The sequence below is a fragment of the Larkinella terrae genome, from assembly GCF_009668025.1.
Taxonomy (GTDB): Bacteria; Bacteroidota; Bacteroidia; order Cytophagales; family Spirosomataceae; genus Larkinella; species Larkinella terrae.
In genome coordinates, this window is record NZ_WJXZ01000001.1 from 52,901 (window position 1) to 75,975 (window position 23,075).

General features: G+C 53.1%; 16 protein-coding genes. 7 read left to right on the forward strand and 9 right to left on the reverse strand.

The window, feature by feature from the left end; genetic code table 11:
• Positions 1 to 21 precede the first annotated feature (21 nt).
• From GJJ30_RS00230 to GJJ30_RS00240, 3 genes are read left to right on the forward strand one after another with little or no spacing between them, the layout of a single operon-like run.
• The gene (locus GJJ30_RS00230) at positions 22 to 1,821 is read left to right on the forward strand and encodes a carbamoyltransferase family protein (protein WP_154171936.1); all 1,800 of its coding nucleotides are present in this window, start codon (positions 22 to 24) and stop codon (positions 1,819 to 1,821) included.
• The gene (locus GJJ30_RS00235; protein ID WP_154171938.1) at positions 1,818 to 2,792 is read left to right on the forward strand and encodes a glycosyltransferase family 2 protein; all 975 of its coding nucleotides are present in this window, start codon (positions 1,818 to 1,820) and stop codon (positions 2,790 to 2,792) included. Before GJJ30_RS00230 ends, GJJ30_RS00235 begins: the two co-directional genes overlap by 4 nt.
• A 56-nt stretch (positions 2,793 to 2,848) precedes the next feature.
• A complete protein-coding gene (locus GJJ30_RS00240) occupies positions 2,849 to 3,856 on the forward strand; it encodes a glycosyltransferase family 9 protein (protein WP_154171940.1) in 1,008 nt (335 codons plus the stop codon).
• Here GJJ30_RS00240 and GJJ30_RS00245 read toward each other — a convergent pair.
• Positions 3,825 to 4,796, reverse strand: a complete 972-nt coding sequence (locus tag GJJ30_RS00245; RefSeq protein WP_154171942.1) for a glycosyltransferase — start codon at positions 4,794 to 4,796, stop codon at positions 3,825 to 3,827. The two genes, GJJ30_RS00240 and GJJ30_RS00245, sit on opposite strands and share 32 nt — an antisense overlap.
• 359 nt (positions 4,797 to 5,155) lie before the next feature.
• Here GJJ30_RS00245 and GJJ30_RS00250 point away from each other — a divergent pair, with 359 nt between their 5' ends.
• Positions 5,156 to 6,403 carry an amine oxidase gene (locus tag GJJ30_RS00250; protein ID WP_154171944.1) on the forward strand — a complete coding sequence of 416 codons (1,248 nt, stop codon included), beginning with the start codon at positions 5,156 to 5,158 and terminating at the stop codon, positions 6,401 to 6,403.
• Here GJJ30_RS00250 and GJJ30_RS00255 read toward each other — a convergent pair.
• The gene (locus GJJ30_RS00255; protein ID WP_154171946.1) at positions 6,391 to 7,605 is read right to left on the reverse strand and encodes a glycosyltransferase; all 1,215 of its coding nucleotides are present in this window, start codon (positions 7,603 to 7,605) and stop codon (positions 6,391 to 6,393) included. The genes GJJ30_RS00250 and GJJ30_RS00255 overlap by 13 nt on opposite strands.
• Before the next feature lie 532 nt (positions 7,606 to 8,137).
• Here GJJ30_RS00255 and GJJ30_RS00260 point away from each other — a divergent pair.
• A complete protein-coding gene (locus GJJ30_RS00260; RefSeq protein WP_154171948.1) occupies positions 8,138 to 8,971 on the forward strand; it encodes a helix-turn-helix transcriptional regulator in 834 nt (277 codons plus the stop codon).
• A gap of 317 nt (positions 8,972 to 9,288) precedes the next feature.
• On the opposite strand, the gene GJJ30_RS00265 is transcribed toward GJJ30_RS00260, so the two are convergent.
• Complete coding sequence (locus GJJ30_RS00265; protein WP_154171950.1) at positions 9,289 to 11,295, reverse strand: PAS domain-containing sensor histidine kinase; 2,007 nt, start codon at positions 11,293 to 11,295, stop codon at positions 9,289 to 9,291.
• A 480-nt stretch (positions 11,296 to 11,775) separates the two neighbouring features.
• Between GJJ30_RS00265 and GJJ30_RS00270 the strand changes: the two genes are divergently transcribed.
• Positions 11,776 to 12,246 (forward strand): response regulator, encoded by a 471-nt coding sequence (locus tag GJJ30_RS00270; protein WP_170299078.1) that lies wholly within the window; start codon positions 11,776 to 11,778, stop codon positions 12,244 to 12,246.
• Positions 12,247 to 12,268: 22 nt separating this feature from the next.
• Here the strand turns inward: GJJ30_RS00270 and GJJ30_RS00275 are convergent, their stop codons facing one another.
• From GJJ30_RS00275 to GJJ30_RS00285, 3 genes are all read right to left on the reverse strand, one after another.
• The gene (locus GJJ30_RS00275) at positions 12,269 to 13,519 is read right to left on the reverse strand and encodes a sensor histidine kinase (RefSeq protein WP_154171954.1); all 1,251 of its coding nucleotides are present in this window, start codon (positions 13,517 to 13,519) and stop codon (positions 12,269 to 12,271) included.
• 165 nt (positions 13,520 to 13,684) lie between these two features.
• Positions 13,685 to 17,596: a hybrid sensor histidine kinase/response regulator transcription factor gene (locus GJJ30_RS00280; RefSeq protein WP_170299079.1), complete on the reverse strand. Its 3,912-nt coding sequence runs from the start codon at positions 17,594 to 17,596 to the stop codon at positions 13,685 to 13,687.
• 337 nt (positions 17,597 to 17,933) lie between these two features.
• The gene (locus tag GJJ30_RS00285; RefSeq protein ID WP_438821585.1) at positions 17,934 to 18,677 is read right to left on the reverse strand and encodes a hypothetical protein; all 744 of its coding nucleotides are present in this window, start codon (positions 18,675 to 18,677) and stop codon (positions 17,934 to 17,936) included.
• A gap of 201 nt (positions 18,678 to 18,878) precedes the next feature.
• Between GJJ30_RS00285 and GJJ30_RS00290 the strand changes: the two genes are divergently transcribed.
• Positions 18,879 to 19,313 carry an OsmC family protein gene (locus tag GJJ30_RS00290; protein WP_154171958.1) on the forward strand — a complete coding sequence of 145 codons (435 nt, stop codon included), beginning with the start codon at positions 18,879 to 18,881 and terminating at the stop codon, positions 19,311 to 19,313.
• Here GJJ30_RS00290 and GJJ30_RS00295 read toward each other — a convergent pair.
• The 3 genes from GJJ30_RS00295 to GJJ30_RS00305 all read right to left on the reverse strand — a co-directional run bounded on the left by GJJ30_RS00295 (position 19,310) and on the right by GJJ30_RS00305 (position 22,986).
• Positions 19,310 to 20,014, reverse strand: a complete 705-nt coding sequence (locus tag GJJ30_RS00295) for a LytR/AlgR family response regulator transcription factor (protein ID WP_154171960.1) — start codon at positions 20,012 to 20,014, stop codon at positions 19,310 to 19,312. The two genes, GJJ30_RS00290 and GJJ30_RS00295, sit on opposite strands and share 4 nt — an antisense overlap.
• 9 nt (positions 20,015 to 20,023) lie before the next feature.
• Positions 20,024 to 21,559: a sensor histidine kinase gene (locus GJJ30_RS00300; protein WP_154171962.1), complete on the reverse strand. Its 1,536-nt coding sequence runs from the start codon at positions 21,557 to 21,559 to the stop codon at positions 20,024 to 20,026.
• Between the two features lie 113 nt (positions 21,560 to 21,672).
• Complete coding sequence (locus GJJ30_RS00305) at positions 21,673 to 22,986, reverse strand: aminotransferase class V-fold PLP-dependent enzyme (RefSeq protein ID WP_154171964.1); 1,314 nt, start codon at positions 22,984 to 22,986, stop codon at positions 21,673 to 21,675.
• Positions 22,987 to 23,075: the final 89 nt, after the last annotated feature.

A 23,075-nucleotide genomic window follows, 5' to 3' on the forward strand; every position in this document is an offset into this window, starting at 1 on the left:
TCACCCAAGAACCCCAAACGCATGTATACTTTAGGGATTAATGCCGCCTTTCACGATCCGGCGGCCGTGCTGGTCAAAGACGGCGTCGTGCTGGCGGCCGCCGAAGAAGAGCGGTTTACGCACGTCAAGCACGGCAAACGACCTATTCCTTTTTCCACCTACGAATTACCGTACCACGCCATCGATTTTTGCCTGAAAACCGCCGGTATTCACCTGACGGATGTCGATCACATCGCCTATTCCTTCGATCCGACGATCCTCCCCGGTGCTCCCTGCGACGCCCAAACCGTGGAAATCCCCCTCCGACCGGGTGTAACGACACTCGGCAACTGGCTGAATCCCTACGATGGCCTGTTTTTGTCGTCCATTCTAAACGCGCCGGGGCATCTGGTCGACGGCGTTCCGCTGCACCTGGCAAAACGGTTTCGGGGTGCCCGGTCCGACGGTCCATACCAGTGGCACTTCGTCAACCATCATCTGTCGCACGCAGCCAGCGCTTTTTTGCCCAGTCCGCACGAAAAAGCGGCCGTATTGGTGCTGGATGGCCGGGGTGAAGCCGTTTCCACGAGTTACTGGCGGGGCGAAGTCAACCAGTTAGAACTGCTTGGTGAAGTGTCACTGCCGCATTCGCTGGGGTTATTGTACGAACAGATGACAACCTACCTCGGTTTTCTGCATTCGTCGGACGAGTACAAGGTAATGGCGCTGGCATCGTTCGGAAAACCGGTTTACGCCGATTATTTCCGCAAGCTGATCACGGTTTTGGATGATGGCGGTTATACAATTGCCCCGCTGGAACTGGAAGCAAAATTTGGACCAGCCCGCGACAAAGGCGAACCGCTGGAACCGTTGCATTTCAACATCGCCTGTTCGGTTCAGCAGGTTTTGGAAGAAACCGTCTTAAAACTGATCGACTGGTTGTACCGGAAAACCGGTGCCGATACGCTTTGCCTGGCCGGGGGTGTGGCCCTGAACTGCGTCATGAACGCCCGGCTGCGCGATCGGGGGCCGTTCAAACACATCTGGGTGCAGCCCGCGGCCGGTGATGCCGGAACCGCCCTCGGGGCCGCGCTCTGGGTCGACGCCCGGGAGCGGAAAACCGACGAACGCGCTTACGTCATGGACCATGTTTACCTCGGCCCGGCCTTTACGGACTTCGAAATTGAATCGTTCCTGAAATGGTCGAAACTCGATTACCAGCGGCTGGAGAACGTAGCGGAGGAAGTAGCCGATTACCTAGCCGCGGGCAATGTGATCGGCTGGTACCAGTTGGGGACCGAATTTGGGCCACGGGCGCTGGGAGCCCGCTCGTTGCTGGCCGCTCCTTTTCCGGCCGAAATGCAGAGCCGACTGAACGACCTGAAAGACCGCGAAGATTTTCGCCCGGTGGCGCCGGTGGTGCTGGAGGAATGCGCTGACGACTTTTTTGTGGACGCCCGAAAATCCCCTTTTATGCTGTTTGTGAACGAAATCCGGCCCGAAAAAGCCGAACTGATTCCGGCCGTCCGGCACACCGATGGAACGGCCCGGATTCAGACGATCAACCGATCGCAACATGCGGTTTATTACGATTTACTCAAGGCGTTTTACGAAAAAACCGGGGTTCCGGTTTTGATCAACACCTCGTTCAACACCCGGGGTGAACCCATTGTCTGCACTCCCCGTGATGCCATCGAATCCTTTTGGACCTCGCCCCTCGATGGGCTGGTCATTGGGTCATTTTTGTTGACAAAACCGGATTCCGGCGTCAGCAGGGCGGATTGGCAGGGTCGAAGTGTTCAACAGGAAAGCCAGGAATGGACTGGCGTCGTCATCCAATGAAGCGATTTATTTCGGTGGTCATTCCCACCTACCAACGCCCCCGCTTGCTCGAACGCTGTTTGCAGGCACTGATGCGGCAGCGTTTTCCGGCCAACCAGTTTGAGGTGATCGTTGTCGACGACGGGGCCGATCCGGAAACACGCCGGGTGGTGGACGGAGCCGCCCGGCAGAGCGCCGTGCCGTTTACGTATTTAGCACAGACGGAACGCCGGGGTCCGGCAGCCGCCCGCAACCGGGGCTGGCGGGCGGCTAATGGAACAGTCATTGCGTTCACCGACGACGACTGCATTCCCGATGAAGATTGGCTGGCAGTGGCCGCGAAGGATTTCCTGAATGGTGCAAAAGCGGTTTCCGGGCAGGTGCGGGTGCCCCGGCACGATCCGCCCACCGAAGCGGAAAAAACCGTCGCCCTGCTCGAAACCGCCGAATTTGTGACCGCCAACTGCTTCTGCCGCCGGTCGGTGCTGGAGCAGATCGGCGGGCTGGACGAGCGGTTCGACATTGCCTGGCGGGAAGACAGCGACCTGCAATTTCGGCTACTTAAGCTTGGGGTCACAATCGTCAAAAACCGGAATGCCATCATTGTGCATCCGTGCCGGACGTCGCCCTGGTGGGCCAGCCTGAAGGACGAGCGCAGGAATGCTTACGACGCCCTGCTCTACAAGCAGCACACGCGCCTGTTTCGCGACCGAATTCCGATGTACCGGCGACTGGTGACCCTCTATTACATCTTTGTTTTCAGCTTTTTGCTGGGAATTCTGTGCTGGCTGAGCTATCACCAGCAAGCTTCCGCTATTTGCCTGATTATCTGGACAATATGCCTGTCGGCATTGATCCAAAGGCGATTGCGGGGCACAGCCTGGTCGGTTCGGCAAATTGGGCAAACGCTCCTGAAGGCGCTGCTAACGCCTTTTTTGTCGGTGTACTGGCGGCTGTACGGCGCGGTGAAATACCGGACGCTGTTCTGGTAAACCGGTCGGTTTTGGATAAATCAACTAGAAATTTTGAATGAGAAAACCGCATGGCTATGGATAAAATTACGCGCACGCTGGGCCGCTCCCCCGAGACAATTGCTGTTTTTCGGGCACTCAAACTGGGCGATTTACTGGTTGCCGTTCCGGCGTTCCGGGCGCTGCGCCGGGCTTACCCGACCGCCCACATTGCGCTGATCGGCCTGCCGTGGGCCGCCGATTTTGTCGACCGGTTTTCGGTCTATTTTGATGAGTTCATCCCGTTCCCCGGCTGGCCCGGTTTACCCGAGCAAACCGTTGATCCGGCCGAAACGACCCGGTTTTTGACCCGAATGCAGGAACGCCCATTCGATCTGGCGGTGCAGTTACAGGGCAACGGCACCTGCGTCAACCCCATGATGGCACTGCTGGGTGCCCGGCTAACGGCGGGGTATTACCCGGAATCGCTGCCGCAATATTGCCTGGATACCGCGCTGTACATGCCGTACCTGGAAGGGCAACACGAAATCCGGCGGCACGTGCAACTCATGGAGTTTCTGGGCTTGCCGTCGCAGGGCTACGAACTGGAGTTTCCGCTCACCGACACCGACTGCCTCAGGGCCGAAAACATTCCGGAGGTACAGACGCTGGAACCGAATCGGTACGTTTGCATCCACGCCGGAGGAATTTCGGCCCGTCGCTGGCCCGAATACCGGTTTGCGGAGGTCGCCGACGCGCTGGCCGCTGGCGGTTACCAGATTGTGCTGACCGGCACGGCCAGCGAAACCGCCATCGTTGAGAAAGTAAAAACCGCTATGAAATTCCCGGCGATCAGCCTCGCCGGTAAAACCGATCTGGGTGTCATAGGCTGCGTGTTGAGCCAGGCCGCCCTGCTGGTCAGCAACGACACCGGCGTTTCGCACATTGCAGCCGCCCTGAAAACACCCAGTGTCATCCTGTATTCTACCTCGCGGCCGGAAGAATGGGCGCCCCTGAATCACCAGCTCCACCGGGCCGTCCTTGAGTCCCAAGCTACGAACAGTCAGCGGGTTATTAGCGAAGCGTGGACAGTACTTGGACATTGACCACGTCGTTGAAAACCCGGTTCCAGTCCTGCACAAACCGCCCGATTCCGAAGCGACTCAGGGCCAGTTGCCGCGCCTGTTCTCCCATTCGGTGGGCTTCGTCGGGCTTGTCGAGCAGCCAGTGCATTTGATCGATGAGTTCGTGGATATTGCACGAAACAAACCCGTGGACGTTGTTTTCAATCACCGTTGGCAGTTCCGTGGTGGCCAGCGCCACGATGGGCATTCCGATCGTCATAGCTTCAATCACGGCCAGCGGCAGACTGCTGTACCGCATCGGACTGAACAAAAACCGGTATTCGGCCAGATGCCGGTGCAAATACCGGTAGTGAATGTCGCCCAGACCGCCAATGCTTTCCGACTGCATACCGACAGTGGTGATCGGTAGCCGCTGCCGAACCTGCTCGAAAATATCGAACCCGGCCATGCGTCCCCGGCGCTGCATCTCGTTGACGACCACGATACCTTCGGCGCGGTGGCCCCGGTAGCGAACCGACGGATCAATCGCGACGCTGTGTTCAATGACACAGGTCGGAACCGTTCCGTTATCCCACATGAGCTGGTTGTAGTGGGTGACGTGAACGAGGGTCACGCCGGGATCATCGGCTGCGGGATGCCGCGAAAATGCGGGGTGCGGCTCCGGCGTGTTGTGTTCCAGGTAGATTTTGGGCAACTGCTGCTGTTCGGGCGACAGAATTTCAAACTGATCGACCCGGTAATTTTGCGGAGTCTGGAAAATAATCAGATCCAGATCGAGGTTCCGGACTTCCCCGGCGGGCACTTCCTGAACGTATTCGGGCATGGTCGATGATTCACCCCGGCCAATATACCCTTCCGGTTTTCCGGGTTTTACCGGCAAAAACCAGTTGTGTTCCGCCTGGGTCAGCGCCGTCAGATACGCGCCGTGGATGTGCCAGATGAGGATATTTAATTGTCGCATTTTTCAAACTATTTTATGGCCTAAACCGGGTAGCCGAACGTTGCGCTTTATTCGTCAGCCGGGAATAAGGTAACGGCCCGGACATCGGTTTGAAGGCCAGCTAACCGGTTCGGGGTTGGTTACCAACGGGTCCGAATGCTCATTAATGCGCTCCCATCCTGCTCTCTTGCTTCCGAATTGGTTGAAAGAAATAAGCTAACGAAAACCGCATGGACAAAAACATCCGCGAAGACAACACCCTGGACATCAACGGAAAAGGCGAAAATGAAGCGGGCGATCAGGCTAATGGCGACAATACCCAGCCCAAACGTTGATTGTTTTTCCCACCAATTTCTAATTCCTCATCCAATCCTTATCCCATGAATGTATGGTCTCTACCGGTCAAGGCATCCCCGACTGACGCGGTTTCCAATCCTTTTCGGTCGTTCTGGATGGCCGGTTATGAATGCACGGATAAACTCAATGCCTGGGGAAACCGGGTCGATTTTCTCCAGATCACCGGTCATTTACACTGCCTCGACGAGGATTACCGGGCGCTGGCACCCTTCGGCATCCGGACGGTTCGGGAGGGAATTCGCTGGAGTCAGGTCGAAATCCGGCCTTACCAGTACGACTGGCAGACGCTGGCTCACCTCATCGACCGGGGCCGGGCGACCGGTATTCAGCAGTGCTGGGATTTGTGTCATTTCGGTTTTCCGGACGACCTGACGCCCCTGCATCCGATGTTTGCGCGCCGGTTTGCGGCCCTGTGCCGGAGCTTTGCCCAGTTTTACCGCTCGATTGACCCCGACAGCCCGCTGATTGTCACCCCGATCAACGAAGTCAGTTTTTTGTCATGGCTGGGGGGCGAGGCCCGGGGAACTTCCCCGTATTGCATCGGGCAGGGCTGGGAAGTCAAATACCGCCTGATGCAGGCATATATCGAAGGTGTAGCCGCCCTACGCGAAGTCGATCCCCGCATTCGGATTCTGACGACCGAACCGCTGGTCAATATGGTTCCCGTGCTGCATGCTACCGATGAACAGATTGTCCGGGCCGCGCTGGCGCACGACCATCAGTTCCAGGCAACGGACATGCTCAGTGGCCGTATCTGCCCGGAACTGGGCGGTCGGCCCGAATACCTCGATCTGGTCGGTCTGAATTTTTACTACAACAACCAGTGGATTTGCGACACCGGCGCGTTTCTCCCCTGGCTGAATGAAGAAAACGACCCTCGCTGGCAACCGCTGCGGGCTTTGTTGAACCAGGTTTATCACCGCTACCACCGTCCGATCGTTCTGTCGGAAACGAGTCACCCCGGCGAAGACCGCCCGCTCTGGATTCAGTTTATCGCCAACGAGTGTACGAAAGCCTTGCAACAGGGCATTCCGCTCTGGGGCATCTGCCTGTATCCGATCATCGACCGGCCCGATTGGGATCACCTGACGCCCTGGCACCGGGCCGGGTTGTGGGATACGGAACTAAATCCCGACGGAACGCCCACCCAGTATCCGCCCCGCCGGGTTCTAAACCAACCGTATGCCAGTGCGTTGCGCCTGGCCCAGTACCAAATGGCCGCCCTGACGTACCCTATTCGGGAAAACCGGTTTCCGCTTCAGTTCCGGTAAACCGCCGGAACAGCGGCCTGCTGCAGATGGTTTTCAAGCAGGCTATGCATGGCTTTCCAGGTCTGCTGCCACGATTGCTGGCTCAGCTGGGTATCGACCTGATGCCAGGCCGTTTCATTCTGGTATTTCAACGCTTCATCGATAGCCGTTTCAAACTCTTCCGCTGTTTCGGCAATCCAGAGTAGCCCGCAGGTTCCGTAGGTTCGCACCACATCCCGAATGGGCGCCGAGACGACCGGGAGCCTGGCCGCCAGGTATTCCGGGGTTTTGGTCGGGCTGATAAACCGGGTGGATTCGTTGAGCGCGAAAGGAAGCATGGCCACCTGCCAGTTGCTGAAATAAGCCGGGAGGGCGTCGTACGGTTTCATGCCCAGGTAGTGCAGATTCGGGCCCTGCGGCAGCGTAGCCGGGTCAATTTTCACCACCGGTCCCAGAAAAATAAATTGCCAGTCCGGGCGGTTTTCGGCCAGTTGTCGGAGCAAATTCACATCCAACCGTTCGTCGATGACTCCACTGTAACCGATTCGGGGAAATGGCAAACGCTGTTGGTCAGCCGGATCGTCCAGGTCCTGCCGGGCCTGCCCAAAGTGCTGGGTATCAATGCTGCTCGGAAAAGCGTGAACCGCCGGATGCAACGACTGCTTGGCTTCGAACAGGCTGATACCGCCCGTAAAAACCAGGTCGGCCCGTTCCATCAACTGTTTTTCCCATTCCCGCAGCCGTGGGGGTGCGCCCTGAAAAGCCGACAACTCATCCATGCAGTCGTACACGGTCAACCGGGGCCGTAAGTGCTCGGTAAACGCCAGCGCCATAGGGGTGTAATACCAGGCAATAAAATCGCTGATCTGCTCCTGCAGCCGCCATTCATTCAACCAGCGCCGTTGCAGGCAGTGGCTGGTTTCTTCATTGGTTCCGTGCGGCAGGTGCGGCACCAGAACGTGCAGCCGGGGAGAAAGCGGACGGACTTCCAGCCAGGCATGTTCATCCATAACCGGTTCTTCCCAGAACCAGATCCGGTAGTGCTGGCTGGCCCGGCTTAGCAGGTGCTGCGGGCGCTGGTACACAAAATTCCAGCGCAGGTGCGAAAAACACAGTAAATCGCCGATCGGCTGAATCGAAAAAGGAGACTGGTCGAACGAAGGGGATAAGGTAATTTCCTGAGGCTTTGCCTGGATGCCGGTAACCGTCTGATGATTGGACATACGAAAATAAGTAAAGTGTTAGTTGCGCGCAGGCCAACCGGCTGGCCGAAAGAATCGGGAGGGAACCCACTGCTCTTCCTTTAACTGAATCGACAGGCTAATGGAAATTCCGGAGCGTCGCAAGTGAGGAATCGGCCCCGGAATGGGCCGGTCGGCGCAAAACCGGTCCGAATCCTTGCTTTTTGCCGAAAGCAAAAAACGTTTCGCAAAGAGCTAAAACAAATGGGATATCGGACGTTGGCCGGTGCTTGATACCTGGCCAGCGTCTTGTCCCATACCAACTTAATGTTGTGTTGAAAATTCGGGTCGCCACCGTTCGAGTGCAGGTTCATGGAGCCAATTCCCGTGTGGTGAATTTTTGACGCTCCCCTTCAATCAATCAAACTGTCTTTCTGGACGGAGTAGTCCAGGGTAATCTGGACCGGTTTGTAATCTAACCGTTTACGGAAATGTCGCTTTTTTTCAATACAAACTAAGTTCGTTGGTTTAATTTTACCTGATCTTTCATTATTCATTCGTTTGTGCCCCGGCCATGAATACAAGCTATCAGGAGTTTACACCTTCAACAGCTTTACAGCCTTTTGTGGAATGCTATTGGCTGCATCATTTTGAAGCCATTGGTCAGCAGGAATCGCCGGTACAGCGGTGTTTGCCGTTTGGTGCGCTTGAATTGATCCTGCATCTGGACGATAACCCCGCCTATGTGTTGATGAACAACCAGTGGCAGAAACTGCCGCAGGCCTTCTTCGTCGGGCTCTACCGGGATACGGTGCACTGGAAGGCGGTGGGTACGGGCCGGAAATTCGGCATCCGGCTGAAGCCCGAAAGTATCCTGCAATTGTTTGCGGTTCCGGCGGCTTCGCTCTTCAATAATTTTACTGAACTGGACAGCTTTCTGGGGCGTGATATGAACCGACTGATCGACAACCTGTATGGACTGACGGACATGCAGGCTGTGATTGAGCGAACGGAACAGTTCCTGCTGAAGCAGTTCCGAAATCTGAAGTCCGAGCGGAATTATGTGTTTGAAGCAACGCGGCTCATTCGGCAGGCCAAAGGGAACTTGTCCATTGAGGCACTCAGCACGCATTTATCCATCAGCAAACGACAACTGGAACGGAGTTTTAAGGACAGTTACGGCACCTCACCCAAGATGTATCAGCGCATCATCCGGTTTCGGAATGCTTATGAATCATTCCAGCAGACGGCGACGACGCCAAACTGGCTGGATGTTTCCTACAACTTCGGCTATGCCGATCAGGCGCATTTTATTCGGGACTTTAAGGAGTTTTCGGATGATGTGCCCACGCTGGTGTTTCAAGATACGAATCAATACTTCCGGCGACCTGAAAGGCGACTTGCCTGAAGACATACCTGCTGGAAATAGCTTGTAAGCAATCGATTATCGAATACGGTTTTCCAGGATATTCTTTACCGGGTGCGGGAACGATCAGACCATTACGAGTAAAATGCCGGACAAGCCAATGATCGCCATGACAACCAGCAGGGCCTCCATGATGTGTTCTTTAATAGTAGAATTGCGATGAAACATGATAATAGATTTAGACATTTAAAAGACAATCAAAATTAATATAAATAAACAATAATATGACTGATAATAAGATTATTAACTAACATATAACCGGGATTAATAAGGCATTAAAACCGCCTTTATCAGACATTCTACAGTGGCAGATAGACCGAAAAAGTCGCACCCTGCCCCAGTTGGCTCGAAGCCGTAATGGCTCCCCCGTGATTGGTAACCACTTTCTCACAAATCGCCAGACCGATTCCGGTTCCGGAAAACTCACTCTTGTTGTGCAGTCGCTGAAATACCTGAAAAATGCGTCCCAGGTACTTTTCATCAAAACCGATTCCGTTATCGATCACTTCAATGTGATGGTATTCATCCGCCTGCCGGGCGGGCCGCAGCGAAGGCGGTAATTTGGCGTGGGGTACAATTCCGGACCGGATTGTAATCCGGGGTTTGGCATCCGGCTGATGAAATTTAAGGGCATTGCTCATCAAATTTTGAAATAACTGGCCCAATTGGGATGCATCTCCCCAAACCGTTGGCAGCGGTTCCACATTCACCTGAGCGTCCGACTCCTGAATCGGTAGTTCCAAAGTAATCCGGACCTGATTCACAATATCATCCAGGGAAACGGCAGTACTCGTATTCTGCTGGATGGAAATGCGGGAAAAAGCGAGCAAATCTTTGATCAGCAGCGACATACGGTTTGCGGCCGATTGCATCCGATCGACAAAATCCAGTTCCGGTTCCAGCCCTTCTTCAACCTGTTTTTTCAGTAAGTCGCCAAATTGCTGAATCTTGCGGAGCGGTTCCTGCAAATCATGGGAAGCCACGTAGGCAAATGTCTGCAGGTTTTCATTCGAGCGAATCAGGAGGGCATTCGACTCTTCCAGCTCTTCATTCAACGCGGCATATTCTTCGTTGTTGGCGGCCAGTTCCTCGTTGATCGTGGCCAGTTCGTCATTGGTTATTTTTAACTCTTCCGACAACATCCGGTACCGTTCGTGGCTCTCCCGCAGGGCTTTCTCAGTCTGTTGCCGCTCCGTCAAGTCCCGCGACACCTTGGAAAATCCGATGAGCGTTCCGGCGGAATTGTAAACCGCCGTAATGACGATATTCGCCCAGAATAAACTGCCGTCTTTCCGGATTCGCCAGCCTTCTTCTTCGTACCGGCCCGTTTCGCGGGCAACTTTCAATTCAGTAGCCGGTTTGCTGTTTCGGATATCTTCTTCGGGATAAAAAATCGTAAAGTATTTTCCGATCACTTCCTCTTCGCTGTACCCATTGATTCGTTTGGCTCCTTCGTTCCAACTCACGATCCGCCCTTTTTCATCCATCATGAAAATGCCGTAATCGACGACCTGCTCCACCAGGGAGCGATACAGTTCTTCACTCAGGCGAAGCGATTCTTCACTGGCTTTGCGCTCCGTCAGATCGCGGGTTACTTTAGAAAATCCAACGAGTTGGTTGCGCTCACTGAACAGCGCGGTAATGACCACGTTGGCCCAGAAAACGGAGCCATTCTTCTTGACCCGCCAGCCCTCTTCTTCATACTTACCGGTTTCGGTGGCAATCTTCAGTTCCCGGGCGGGTTTCTGGCTTTCGAGGTCTTCACGAATGTAAAAAGTGGAAAAATGCCGGCCAATGATCTCGTCGCTGGTATACCCATTCGTGCGTTTTGCTCCTTCGTTCCAGGTCAGGATATAACCATCGACATCCAGCATAAAAATCGCGTAATCCTGCACGTTTTCGACCATTAAGCGAAACCGCTCTTCCCGCTGGCGAAGGGCAATCTGCTCATTCTTCTGATCGGAATCATCCCGAAGCAGGCAGCAATATCCTGCCAGATCAGTCTGTTTATCATAAATGGGAGTTACCGTCATGACGGCCCAGAATAAAGTCTGGTCTTTTTTCACCTTCCATCCTTCGGTCACCAGATGGCCGTTTTTAAGAGCCTGACTCAGTTCGTAAGTCATCTTAATCAGGTCATTATCAATAGGATAAAGAACAGAAAGCGAAAGATTCAGCAATTCATGGCCCGGATAACCCGTCAGCGAAGAGGCCGCCGGGTTGCAATAGATAATATAGCCATTGGGGTTGAGCATCAGCACACCTTCGCTGACACTTTGTAGCAATAGATCGGAATTTATCAACATGGCAAACGTCAAAACTACAGCTCTGTAGAATGGACCTGAAAGTAACATAAAATTCAGCGATGAGCTGCAATTCCAGGTTCAAACAGATCACATTCCTTTTTTAGGGTTTAGTATCGCCCTATTTATAGAACCGCTTCCGCCTGTCGTATGTTTTATAACTAACGGTATGGCCTGAACGTTAGCCGGAAAAATAACCTCTGGCAGGAATGTCCCCCAAACCAAACCGGGATAAAATTCGAGTTAACGGAATGTCGGAATGAAATCGGTAATCGACTGAGACCGATAGACGATACCCTGACAAGCGTACGAAAAATGGCCGACGATCCGCGGTTTAATCCGGAAAAGAGTCCGAAAAAGTTACGGAAAATATACCGTCAGCCGTTCCGGTTTTTATTCAGAATCTGGTCAAGAATATTCTTTTCATTCGTTAGGTTTCTTACGGTTTGTCATGTAATCTTATATATTGAAATATATCTATCTATGAGTACAACTAGTAACAAGTCTCGCCTAAAGAATGCCAAATTACTTGTTATTGAAGATAATGAGGACCAATGGCGTCTGATTGAAAAAGCATTGAGGGAATGCCACATCCAACTGGAAACGATTTGGGTGCCTACTGGACAGCAGGCGCTGGCTTATCTGGAAGACTGCCTGTTGGTCGGTCTGGGTCTGCCATTGCTGATTCTGCTGGACCTGTATCTGCCGGAGCGGGCGGATGGCTGGGCCGTCCTGGAGAAAATCCGCTCCCAAAAAACACCGATTGATTGTTTACCGGTTGTGGTGCTGAGTGCCTCCGGGCATCCCGAAGACGTTGCCAGTTCGTATGACCGCGGCATTACGTCCTACGTAGTCAAACCCACTGACTTTCGGGATTGGATCACGACCTTCCAGGCGATGAAGGAATACTGGCTGGAAACCGTGGCCTTACCGGATTTGCATTACCGGTATTAATCCTTCCTTTTCGGAGCGGCTCCTAGGCTTTCCAGTTAATGGGCATTCGAATTCGAAACAGGGTTCCCTGACCCGCTTTGGCCTCGATCTCCAGGCTGGCTCCCAACAGCTCACACAACCGCTTGACAATCGACAGGCCAATGCCTTCCCCCTGTTTAGAGGCCAGGGTGATGGCTTCTTCCCGGGCGTCGGCTTCTGGATTTGGAAGGCCAAAAGCCGACGATGATTCGGGTGAAGGAGCCAATACCTGCGAAAGTGAACCGACTTGCTGATTGGGCAAACCCGGGCCCGAATCCTGAATACTGATGAGCCAGCGGTAATCTCCTTCGGCGGCCCAGGAAACGGAAACCCAGCCTGAGGAAGTGTTTTTCAGCGCATTCAATACCAGATTCTGCACAATCCGCTGCAATTGCAGGGGATCACTTTGAACCTGTAAATCGGACGGCCCGTCGGCTTTCAGAACCAGCCCCCTTTCGATAGCCAGTGGCTGATAGCTGTCCACCAGTTTATTCAGGTGCTGGCTCGCATCAAACGTCTGAATGGTCACCGGCTCCTGGCCCGCTTCCAGCCGCGACAGATCCATCAGTTGGATGACCATTTCGCGAACGGTTGTCAGGTTGCGGTTCAACATTTCGAGCATCTCCTTGCGATCCGATTCCGAGGCTTCCATCAGATTCAAATACGAAGCCGCCCCTTGAATAACCCCAAAACTGCCCCGGAGGTCGTGTGAGGCCGTTCTGAGCAGATCGCCCCGCTGGCGGGTAAGTTCGTTGAGATCATCGAGGGCCTGCTCCAATAGCTGAACCCGGCTGCTGGCATCGCTGCGCTGAAGTTCGGTATATTGCTCCACACTCCCCTGATTGCTCTGGGCACTAAACCAGGACACGTATTCGTAAGATGACATCACCCGTTCGGCATCCGGAGCGGGACTAGCTTGCCAGAATTGACGAAGTTCGGCCAGCAAAATCGTATTCAGATGCCGTATTTCGCCCATCAGCTCCCGCAGGAGGTATCCTTTCTGCCACCGATGCAAACCATGTTCGCCCGCCAGCAATCTAATATCTCCTTGCAGCGGTACCTGACGCAGCCGCTGATCGAGGACATTGAGCATAAACGGGACCTTGTTATTGAACTCCTCCCGGCTCAGTCCCCGGGTTGTATTAAAACCGGGCTCAGCCTGGCAAACCGTTAGCCAGTTGTTCAGGATAGCTTCCCGGCGGGCAGTCAAATAATTGGCCAGGGAGATTAAAGAGGAATCGACTGGAATATCCATTCGTAATCTGCAGGTTTTACGGATTTACGTGTCATGTATTAACCAGAAGAGCAACAAATGGTTCATTTAAAGCTCCTGATCGGGTTCATACAATTCTCATGAAAAAATAATAGCTGGTTATATCAGTTGCGTTGCAGAGCCTGCTTTCCAAACGGGGAAGATGAATCAGGCAATTCCTCCTTTGGCCACAAATTCGGTGGGCGTCATCTGGTAGAGTTCGCGGAAACACTTGGTGAAATAGGCCGGACTGTCGAAACCAACCTGATAAGCGGTTTCCGAACTGGTAAGCCCTTGCCGGAGGTAATAAACCGCTCGTTTCAGGCGGTAATTGCGAATCACCTCGTTCGTGCTTAAACCGGTCAGCGCCTTCATTTTGCGGTAAATGCTCATGCGGCTCATGCGCATTTGCTGGCATAATTCCTCCACGCCGAACATGGAATTATCTAAATTCTTTTCCAGGATCGGATAAAGAATCTCCAGAAAAGGTTCGCTGGTTTCATTCTCCGGATCCGTCACCGGCGAATCGGGATTGATCAGGGACGCCCGAATCCACTCCCGGAGTTTCCGCTGCAGTTCCAGCTGATTCCGGACCCGCAGCCGGAGTTCCTCAACGTGGAAAGGTTTGGTAACATAATCATTCGCCCCGGTCGCCAACCCCTCCATCCGGCTTTCGAAAGCGGATTTGGCCGTTAGCAAAATAACCGGAATGTGGCTGATGCGCACATCCTTTTTTAACTCCCGAACCAGCGAATAACCATTCATCACCGGCATCAGAACGTCAGAAATGATGAGGTCAGGCATTTTTTCCAACGCCAGCGCCAGGCCCTCGGCCCCGTTGGAAGCCCGGAAAATGCGGTATGAGTCGGTAAACGTTTCGGCGATGTACGTGGCCAGTTCCTGATTGTCTTCCACAATCAGCAGGTGATTCACCTCGTCGGTTTCTTCCGCCACGACCGAAACCTCCGGCGTCGGCACAGCCAGAGGAACGGCTGTTCGATAAGGTAGCTCAACCGTAAATTCGGTCCCGGTTCCCAACGTACTCTGCACCCGGATTTCTCCTCCCTGCAACTCCACCAGCTCCTTGACCAATGCCAGGCCAATGCCCGTGCCGCCCTGCTGTTTCGGCTCCGACAACCCGGAAGACGAATCTTCCACCTGATAAAACCGGTCGAAAATATGGGGGAGATGATCGGCAGAAATCCCAATTCCGGAATCACGGATTGTAAATACCACCTTTCCCGAATGGGTCTGGCCCAACCGACAGTCTATTTCCCCACCGGTTTTGGTAAACTTCAGCGCATTGGCAATCAGGTTAAACACAATCCGCTCCAGTTTTCCGGCGTCAAACCAATATTCTTCCGCACTGTTTTCCGGGAAAAACCGCAGGTCAACACCCCGCGCTTCGGCCTGAAACTGAAACGATTGTACGATTGCACCGATAAATTCCCGCAAATTCCCGCGGGACTCTTCGGCTTTCAAGGCTCCCGCTTCCAGCTTCGAAAGATCAAGAAACTGATTGACCAGATCGAGCAGTTGATTGGCGCTTCGGGTGATTGTGGTCAGGCGCTGCTGATCCTGCGGTTCCCGAAAACGCGCCATCAGTTGCTCGGCAGGCGTCATGATCAACGTGATCGGCGTTCGGAACTCGTGGGTGATATTGGCAAAAAACCGGCTCTTCATTTCGTCAACCATGCGCAGTTGTTCGGCTTCTTTCTGGCGGAGTTCCATCGATTGCCGCATCTGAATACGGTTCAGGTAAGCCCGGACAACTCCATAGCCAATGCCGATGAGCAACAAGCCGTACGCCGTCAGGGCCCACCAGGAAGTCCACCAGGGGCGGTGGATCGTGAGGGTGAGGGTGCGCACATGCTGGCTCCAGATTCCGGAGGTGTTGGAGGCATTCAATTTCAGCGTATAGTCGCCGGGCCGCAAATCGGTATAAACCGCAGTGGGCCTTTCGGTTACAATCCAGTCGGGGTCCAGTCCGGTCAGCTGGTAGCGAAACCGGATTTTACTGCGCCGGTTATACTGCATGGCCGCAAAATTCACCGTAATAAAGTTCTGATCATGCTTCAGATCCAACTGGTCCACCCGGGAAACCGTCCGGTTTTGGGTCAATTCACCCGGTAAAAGCGGCCGGTTATTGATCTGAATCGCGGTAATCTGCACCGGCGGCTGATACGTATCTTCCCGCAATTTGCCGGGATCAAAAGCGGTAATGCCTTCCAGGCCGCCCAGCGCAATCCGGTCGTCCGGCAGTTGTAAAAAGTGAAACCGGTTGAATTCATCGGCCAACAAACCGTCCTCATGCGTGTAGATGCGGGTTTGCAAGGTTTGCCGGTTCAGGCGACAAAGGCCTTGATTGGTAGCTATCCAGAGAAATCCCCGGCGATCCGGAATGGCCGTGTAAACGACGTTATTGGGCAGTCCATTTTTCATCGTCAGCCACTGCGACTGGCCCGTTCGCTTGTCGAACCGGTTGAGTCCGCTGCCGTACGTTCCGATCCACAGGCGATTTGCGTCGAGCGGATCGGCAAAAATACAGGTCAGGTTATTTCGGCTGAGTGAGGTTGAATCGCCAGGGTGGTGGGTATAATGGCGACTCTGACCGGTTTTCAGGTCCGTACGAAACAGGCCGTTTGAACCGGTAATGACCCAAATCGCCTGTTGATCAACGACGAACTGCAACGATTGCCGCTGGCGATCGTCATTCGGCCGGATGGTAAACGGCAAAGGCTCCCAGCGGCTGCCTGCTTCGTCGTACCGCCAGGCGGATAAATGACGGGCCAGCCAGATTTTTCCGGCGGGATCGGTAGTCAGCAGCACCGGACGATCAGCCTGATCGTCCGGTGGCAGGGGCGGCATGGGAACTGCCCGGCATTTTTTCGTCTGAAAATCCAGCCGATAAACGCTCGAATTTCCCACGGAAAACCACAAATTTCCCTGCCGGTCGTACGTATAACGGAAGTTGTAGGCATCCGCCCGAGCCAGTCCGGGCGGTAATTCGGAAACCGGTAATTCCAGGATGCGGGTTAATAAATCAGCCGAAAATCCCATCCGGTAGGGCGCTCCCTGAAACAGGCCGGAACGCAGGTTGTATTTGCGGATGCCCGCCCCGTTGGTTGCCACCCACAAGACATCGGATCGATCCACGTAAACACCCCGGCACGCCCGGATACCGGACGAATCAGCCAATAGCCGGAATCCCGTTTTGTCGTTGAACCGGTATAAACCGTCCATAACCACGTAGTCGTTTCCCTGGTGATCGGAGGAAAAACCGAGGACCTTTTCGGCACTCGGTTTGGGCAGTTTTACGCTTTTTAAATCCCCGGTCCGGGATTGCTGAATGGTCAGATGGGATTGGGTAACGATTAATAAATCGCCATCAGGCCGGACGTAAAGCCCCCGAATGGCAGAATCGGGTAGTGCATTCGGGGTTGCTCCGGCCGAATTGGAATGAATAAAGCGGTTACCCGACTCGTCGAACCGGTCGAGACCCCGCCGGGTTGCGAGCCAGATTCGCCCCTGCCGATCCTGAACGATATCGCTGACGGAAGAATGGCTGATGGAATGCGAATTGCCGGGTTGGTGACGAAACCGCCGAAATCGGTTGGTGCGCAAATCGATGCAAACCAGCCCTTCAGTTCCGAAACCGAGCCAGAGCCGGTTCCGGTTGTCCACCAGAAAACATTGAATCGGTTCCCGTTTGAAGTGTTTGAGGTAAAATGGCTGTTGCGTAAACCGGAAAAACGTTTCGGTAGTGGGGTCGAACCGGTCAAGATCCCGCTCATTTCGGGTCCAGAGCCGCCCCTGAGCGTCGGTTTTGATTTCCAGAATAATGGCCGGTTGAAAGATTTTAAATTCCGCGCCATCGTACCGGCTCAAGCCGTCGAGCGTACCCACCCAGATAAACCCCTGCCGATCCTGAACGATGCTCGATATAAAGCCCTGGGATAAGCCTTGCCGCTGGGTGATTATTTCCGGCTGGGGTAATCCGTTCGATTGGGCCGCCACTTTTCCCAACCATCCATAAAGCGTAAGCAGGAAAGAGAGTAAAAGGTAATAATTCCTATTCATGTGGCTGCTCCATCTCATTCAGAGTAACTCACAGAAAATATAGTCATATTTCATCATCCAATCGCATCGGCGGGTGCGATAATTTCCAAAAAGTGACAATCCGGTCATCCGTTTTCCGTTGCCAGTTTCCTTTTTTGTCCGTTTCCCAAGTCAACGAATGGTTAGGAAGAAGGTCGCCGTTTGGCTACGGTATACGGAATTAGCAGCGATTATTCGCTAACCGAATACACCCGAAAACCGCCGAAGGATTCGATGACGGCCGGAGCTAAAAATGATGAATGAGAAGCTATAAAAGACCTGAATACGTCACCCGGTTGCCGGTATAATTCAGTAACGTTTATTTCTTGTTTCCGAAAAACAGCGTCACAAACCCGGAGGTATACACGCTACGGTTATTGGTGGCATTCATGATAATAACTTCTTTGGGAAATGCCTCGGCCAGAAAGCCGATTTCCAGGCCCGTCATGTTGTTGCGGAAAGCACTTAATTCAAACGCAACGGCGGCTTTGAAGTTCAGGCCCACGGTCAGTTTCGATTTGTCGAAGCCCTGAAAAAAACTGCCGGCACCCACAATCAGTTCGGGCTGCAGGCTGGGGTCAAACGGACGGGTATCGACCTGTCCGGGCCGGGCCGTGTACTGCACATAATAGGGTTTAATCACGCCAATGGAAGGTCCGACGGCCAGAATGCCGTTGATGGCGATTCCTTCGTCGGCGGTGCGCGAAAAGAGCGACACTTCCCGACCGTATTGCGGGCGAACCACGAAAAGATAGTTCTGCTTGTTGTAAACGTACCGCGCCCCGGAATAAGGCGTCTGTGACTGTACTTCTTTCGGGTGCTTTACATTGACAATTTCAAGGGCCAGGTACCGGAATTGCCGCTTACCCTGAAACAAGTTGGGCAATAATTTCGAATGTCGAAAAACAAAACCGCCCAAAATGCCCGAATTGGTATTGGTCGTTACGCCGTAGGTGGTTACGGTCGTATACTTATCTTCGTCGGTGTCGGCACTCTGAGCCTGCACGCTGCGAACCGTCAGCAGCAAACCCATTATCGATACAATCTGTAAAACTCGTAACACGGCAGTGGTGGAAAACTTTTGTAAGGATAAAAATAACAGTTTACTTTGATACTACGAAATTATCGCCGGTAACAACCGACGCGTCGTTTGCAACATCTCGCCCTACTGATGTAACGGTCTCACTCATTGGATGGTTGCGTAAAGCAATTTATATTTTTCCATTTATATTTATACAATAACAGGATTTTAGTTTTTGGTACTATGCCCACGATCAAAACGACGTATTTAGGTGACTTACGGACGGAAGCCATTCACCTGCAATCCGGCACCCACATTATCACCGACGCCCCGACCGACAACATGGGAAAAGGCGAGGCTTTTTCGCCCACCGACCTGACCGCAGCTTCGCTGGGAAGCTGCATCATCACCACCATGGGAATTGTAGCCCGGCGCGACGGAATTGAGCTGACGAACGACGAGTTGACGATCACCAAAGTCATGTCAAAAGACGCACCCCGGCGCATTGTTCGGATTGAAGTTGATATCGTGATGCCGCCTTCGGAAGCGCATTCGGAAGAATTTCGGGCTAAAATGGAGCATACCGCCCACACCTGTCCCGTGGCGTTAAGCCTGCACCCGGATCTGGAACAGGTGATCCGGTTTGAGTGGAAAGAACGGGAAAACGTCAGCGTTTAATTTGCCGCATTATTTTTTGAAAGCCGGGCTTTAATTTCGACCAGTTTGTCTTCGTAGGAAGCGCCAACCGGAATTTTAAAATCGGCAACGGTGATTTCGTTCCGGGCAATTTTCTCAATTTTCCGGAACGAAATGCTGTAGGAACGATGGACGCGGATAAACTGATTTTCGGGCAGATTCCGCAGACTATCGGACATCGTTTGCCGACTCAGCAGCTTGCGGTTTTTCAACACGAACGTCACGTAATTGCCGTCGGCTTCCAGGTATAAAATATCGTCCAGCCAGACTTTTTCTTCTTCATAACCGGTTTTGACGAAGATAAACTCTTCGGCCACACCTTCCCGCAAATTCTTGTGATCCAGCGCTTTGTTGCAGGATTTTAAAAACCGCACCAGCGAAAACGGTTTCAGCAAATAGTCGATGGCGTCCAGTTCAAACCCCTGAACGGCGTAATCGGAATAGGCCGTTGTGAAAACAATCATCGGCACGGTTTGCAGGCATTTGACAAATTCAATTCCCGAAATATCCGGCATTTTTATATCCAGAAAGATCAGGTCGATTTTGTTTTTCTGCAAGTAAGGAATGGCTTCAAACGCATCGGTAAAAACCGCTTTTAATTCGAGAAAAGGAACTCTGGCGGCATGTAATCCCACAACTTCTAAAGCCTGGGGTTCGTCGTCGATGGCAATGGCAGTTAACATGCGCTATTTTTAATATCGAATGGTTAGGGCCACAAAAAAATCCTGCTCCGATGCCTGAATGGCCAGGGTATACCGGCCGGGATAAATCAGTTCCAGCCTTTTTTTAACATTTTCCAACCCAATACCGGTACGCTCTTTTTCCGGATCATTAACCGGGGTTGCGTGACGCGAATTGTGCACCTTAAAGTAAATCGTCGAGTCGTCCAGCGTCAGCGTAATGTAAATCCAGGACGGATTGCGCAAACTGATGCCGTGTTTGAACGCATTTTCCACGAATGGAATCAACATCATGGGTGCAATATACAGATCGCGGTTCGGTTCCTGAATCGTCACCCGAATTTCAATGCCGTGGGTTTCGTCCAGCCGCATCCGCTGGAGTTCGATGTAATTCCGCAGGTAATCGACTTCTTTCGGCAACGGAATGCGGTCGCGGTTGTTTTCGTGCAGCATAAACCGCATCATGTCGCCCAGTTTCTGAATACCGTCGGCGGTTTTTTCGCTGTTTTCTTTTAAAGCCGTCGCGTAGAGGCTGTTGAGGGCATTGAACAGAAAGTGCGGATTGATCTGGGATTGCAGGCCCGCCAGTTCGGCCGAGGTGTGCGAAACCTGGGTTTGCAGCTGCACTTTTTCCTTGTTCATCGACCGGCGCACCAGCGCGGTAATGACCGCGGCAAAAAGCACCAGAATAGCCAGGGCGTAATTGGCGCCCGCACTGTAATACATAAAGTGAGAGCGCGCACCCCATACAATGCCCGTGAGCAGGATCCAGAACAGTCCCCCGGTGATGAGCCGCCCCAGAAATTCGGGCGAGCGAAAATCCGGGATATACGGCAGAATCGAGGTGTAGATAAAGAACTGAAGAATGTAAATCTGGAGCGGAATAGTCAGAAAAACCAGTACTTCGCGCACCGGGCTGCGCCAGAGCGTTTCAGGCAGGTTGGCACTCAGCGCAAAGGTGATCAAAAAAACCGCCATCGGAATCCAGATCAGCAGGCTGATGTACCGGAAGTCCTGCCGAACGTTCCGATGGAGGTAATAAGCCAGTTTGCTGAGCAGTTCGTAGGAAAGAATCAGGACGCCGAATCCGATAAAATCGGCCAGCACATTCCGTTTTCGGTATACCGAATATACCTTCAGACCGATCAATTCGCCGACCTCGTCGCGCCGGAACTGCACCTGTAACTTGGCAAAGTGGTAGATGGTTACGCTGCTGAAGAGCAGGAGTATACTCAGTCCGGCATACAACCGGGTTTTCTCGTCATTTTCGATGTTGTTCCAGTTCGGAAAGGTCAGGTAATGAAAACCGTACCAGGAGATCATAAAAAGCACCACACCGGCAATGAGCGGAAAGTTGTTATTGAGTGTATGATTGTAACCGGCCAGGTCGTGCCAGATGGTGGCCGAAGCAATCTGTTTGTCCTCGAGTTGCTGAATCATGTCGTCAATCCGGCGAACTTCATTCAACAACCGCCGAATGACATAAATCGCAGCAATGCTGATCGCAAACCAGAACTCAACGCGTCGGATACCCGCTAATTCCCGCATAGGTCATTTGTTTTTTGAACAAAGCTAGGCAGCCGACGGCAATGCGGAGGAGAAATGGGGTGAAGGCGTTGGAAAATGGGTTGAATGCGTGGCAAAACCGCCAACCGGAACGATCAGCTTTTCTTTTGTTTCGAAGCCAGACTCTGTTTTCCGGCCAGTTCCGTAATCGCTACCACCAGCCGATCCAGTTCTTTCGGAGTCGTATACACGTGGGGCGTCACGCGGACGCCATCGACCGGGCCGAGGGTGATGGGCACCGTATGAATTTTGTACGTTTCGAGAAGCTGCTTTTCCATTTCGGAACTGCTCATGCCGCTGATTCCGACCACGGCCAGCGCCCCGGCGAATTCCGGTTTTAGCGAGGTGAAGAGTTTAACGCCGGGAACGTCTTTCACTTTTTCGGCCCAGTAGTTTTTGAGGTGATGCAAGCGCGCGAATTTCCGGGCGGCTCCAATGCTCAGTTGAAAATCGACCGCTGTACCGATCGCCATTTCAGACGCAAACGAGCGAGTTCCGAGCGTTTCGAACTTCCGGATGTCGGCACCGTCGGGTTCGGGGCTCGACAGCAACGCCCAGACATTCTTGATTTTCTCCTTTCGGATGTACATCATGCCGCTGCCAAACGGCGCACTGAGCCATTTGTGCAGGCTGGTGGCGTAGTAGTCACAACCCAGGTCGGGAATTTTGTAATCCAGGTGCGCAAAGCTGTGCGCGCCGTCGCAAATCACTTCAATACCCTGTTTATGAGCGGCATCCGCAATTTTCCGAACCGGCATGATCTGTCCCGTCCAGTTAACGAGGTGGGTTACGTGAACGACTTTGGTTCTGCTGGTCATCGCGCTGACGTACTGCCGCACCAGTTCATCTTCATTTTCGGAAGGCAGTTTCAGGTCAAGCCAGACGAGTTTGATGCCGTCGCGTTTTTCCCGCTGTTTCCAGGCATTCATCATGTTCGGATAATCCTGTTTGGCCAGAATCACCTCATCGCCCGGTTTTAAGGTCAGGCCGAAAATAACCGTATTCAAGCCTTCCGTGGCGTTCCGGTTAATGGCCAGCTCGTCGGGCGAACAACCACTCAGATCCGCGAGCTTGGCCCGCAACGACTCCCGGCCCTGATCCAGAATCCGCCACATGTAGTAGCTCGGCGCTTCGTTGCAGTACTGGTAAAACCGGATGTGCGCGTCCTGCACCGATTTCGGCTGCGGACTTACCCCACCGTTGTTGAGGTTCAGAATGTTGGGCGAAACCGTATATTCCCTTTTAATCAGCGACCAGAAGTCTTCATCCTGCGCAATTTGCTGCGGACTGCCCGGTTTCTGAAGTTTTTGCAAAACCGTACGGCCTGCTTCACTCAGAAAGTCGGGTAGCACGAGTGGCGTTGCGGCTGCTGCGCCCATTTGGCGAAAGAAAGTACGACGGGTAGACATGGGTCAGAAGGAAATAGTGCGTTCAACCGACAAGGTACATATAAAATTGCCACAACGCTACAACTACCAAATAATATCAAAGCATTTTG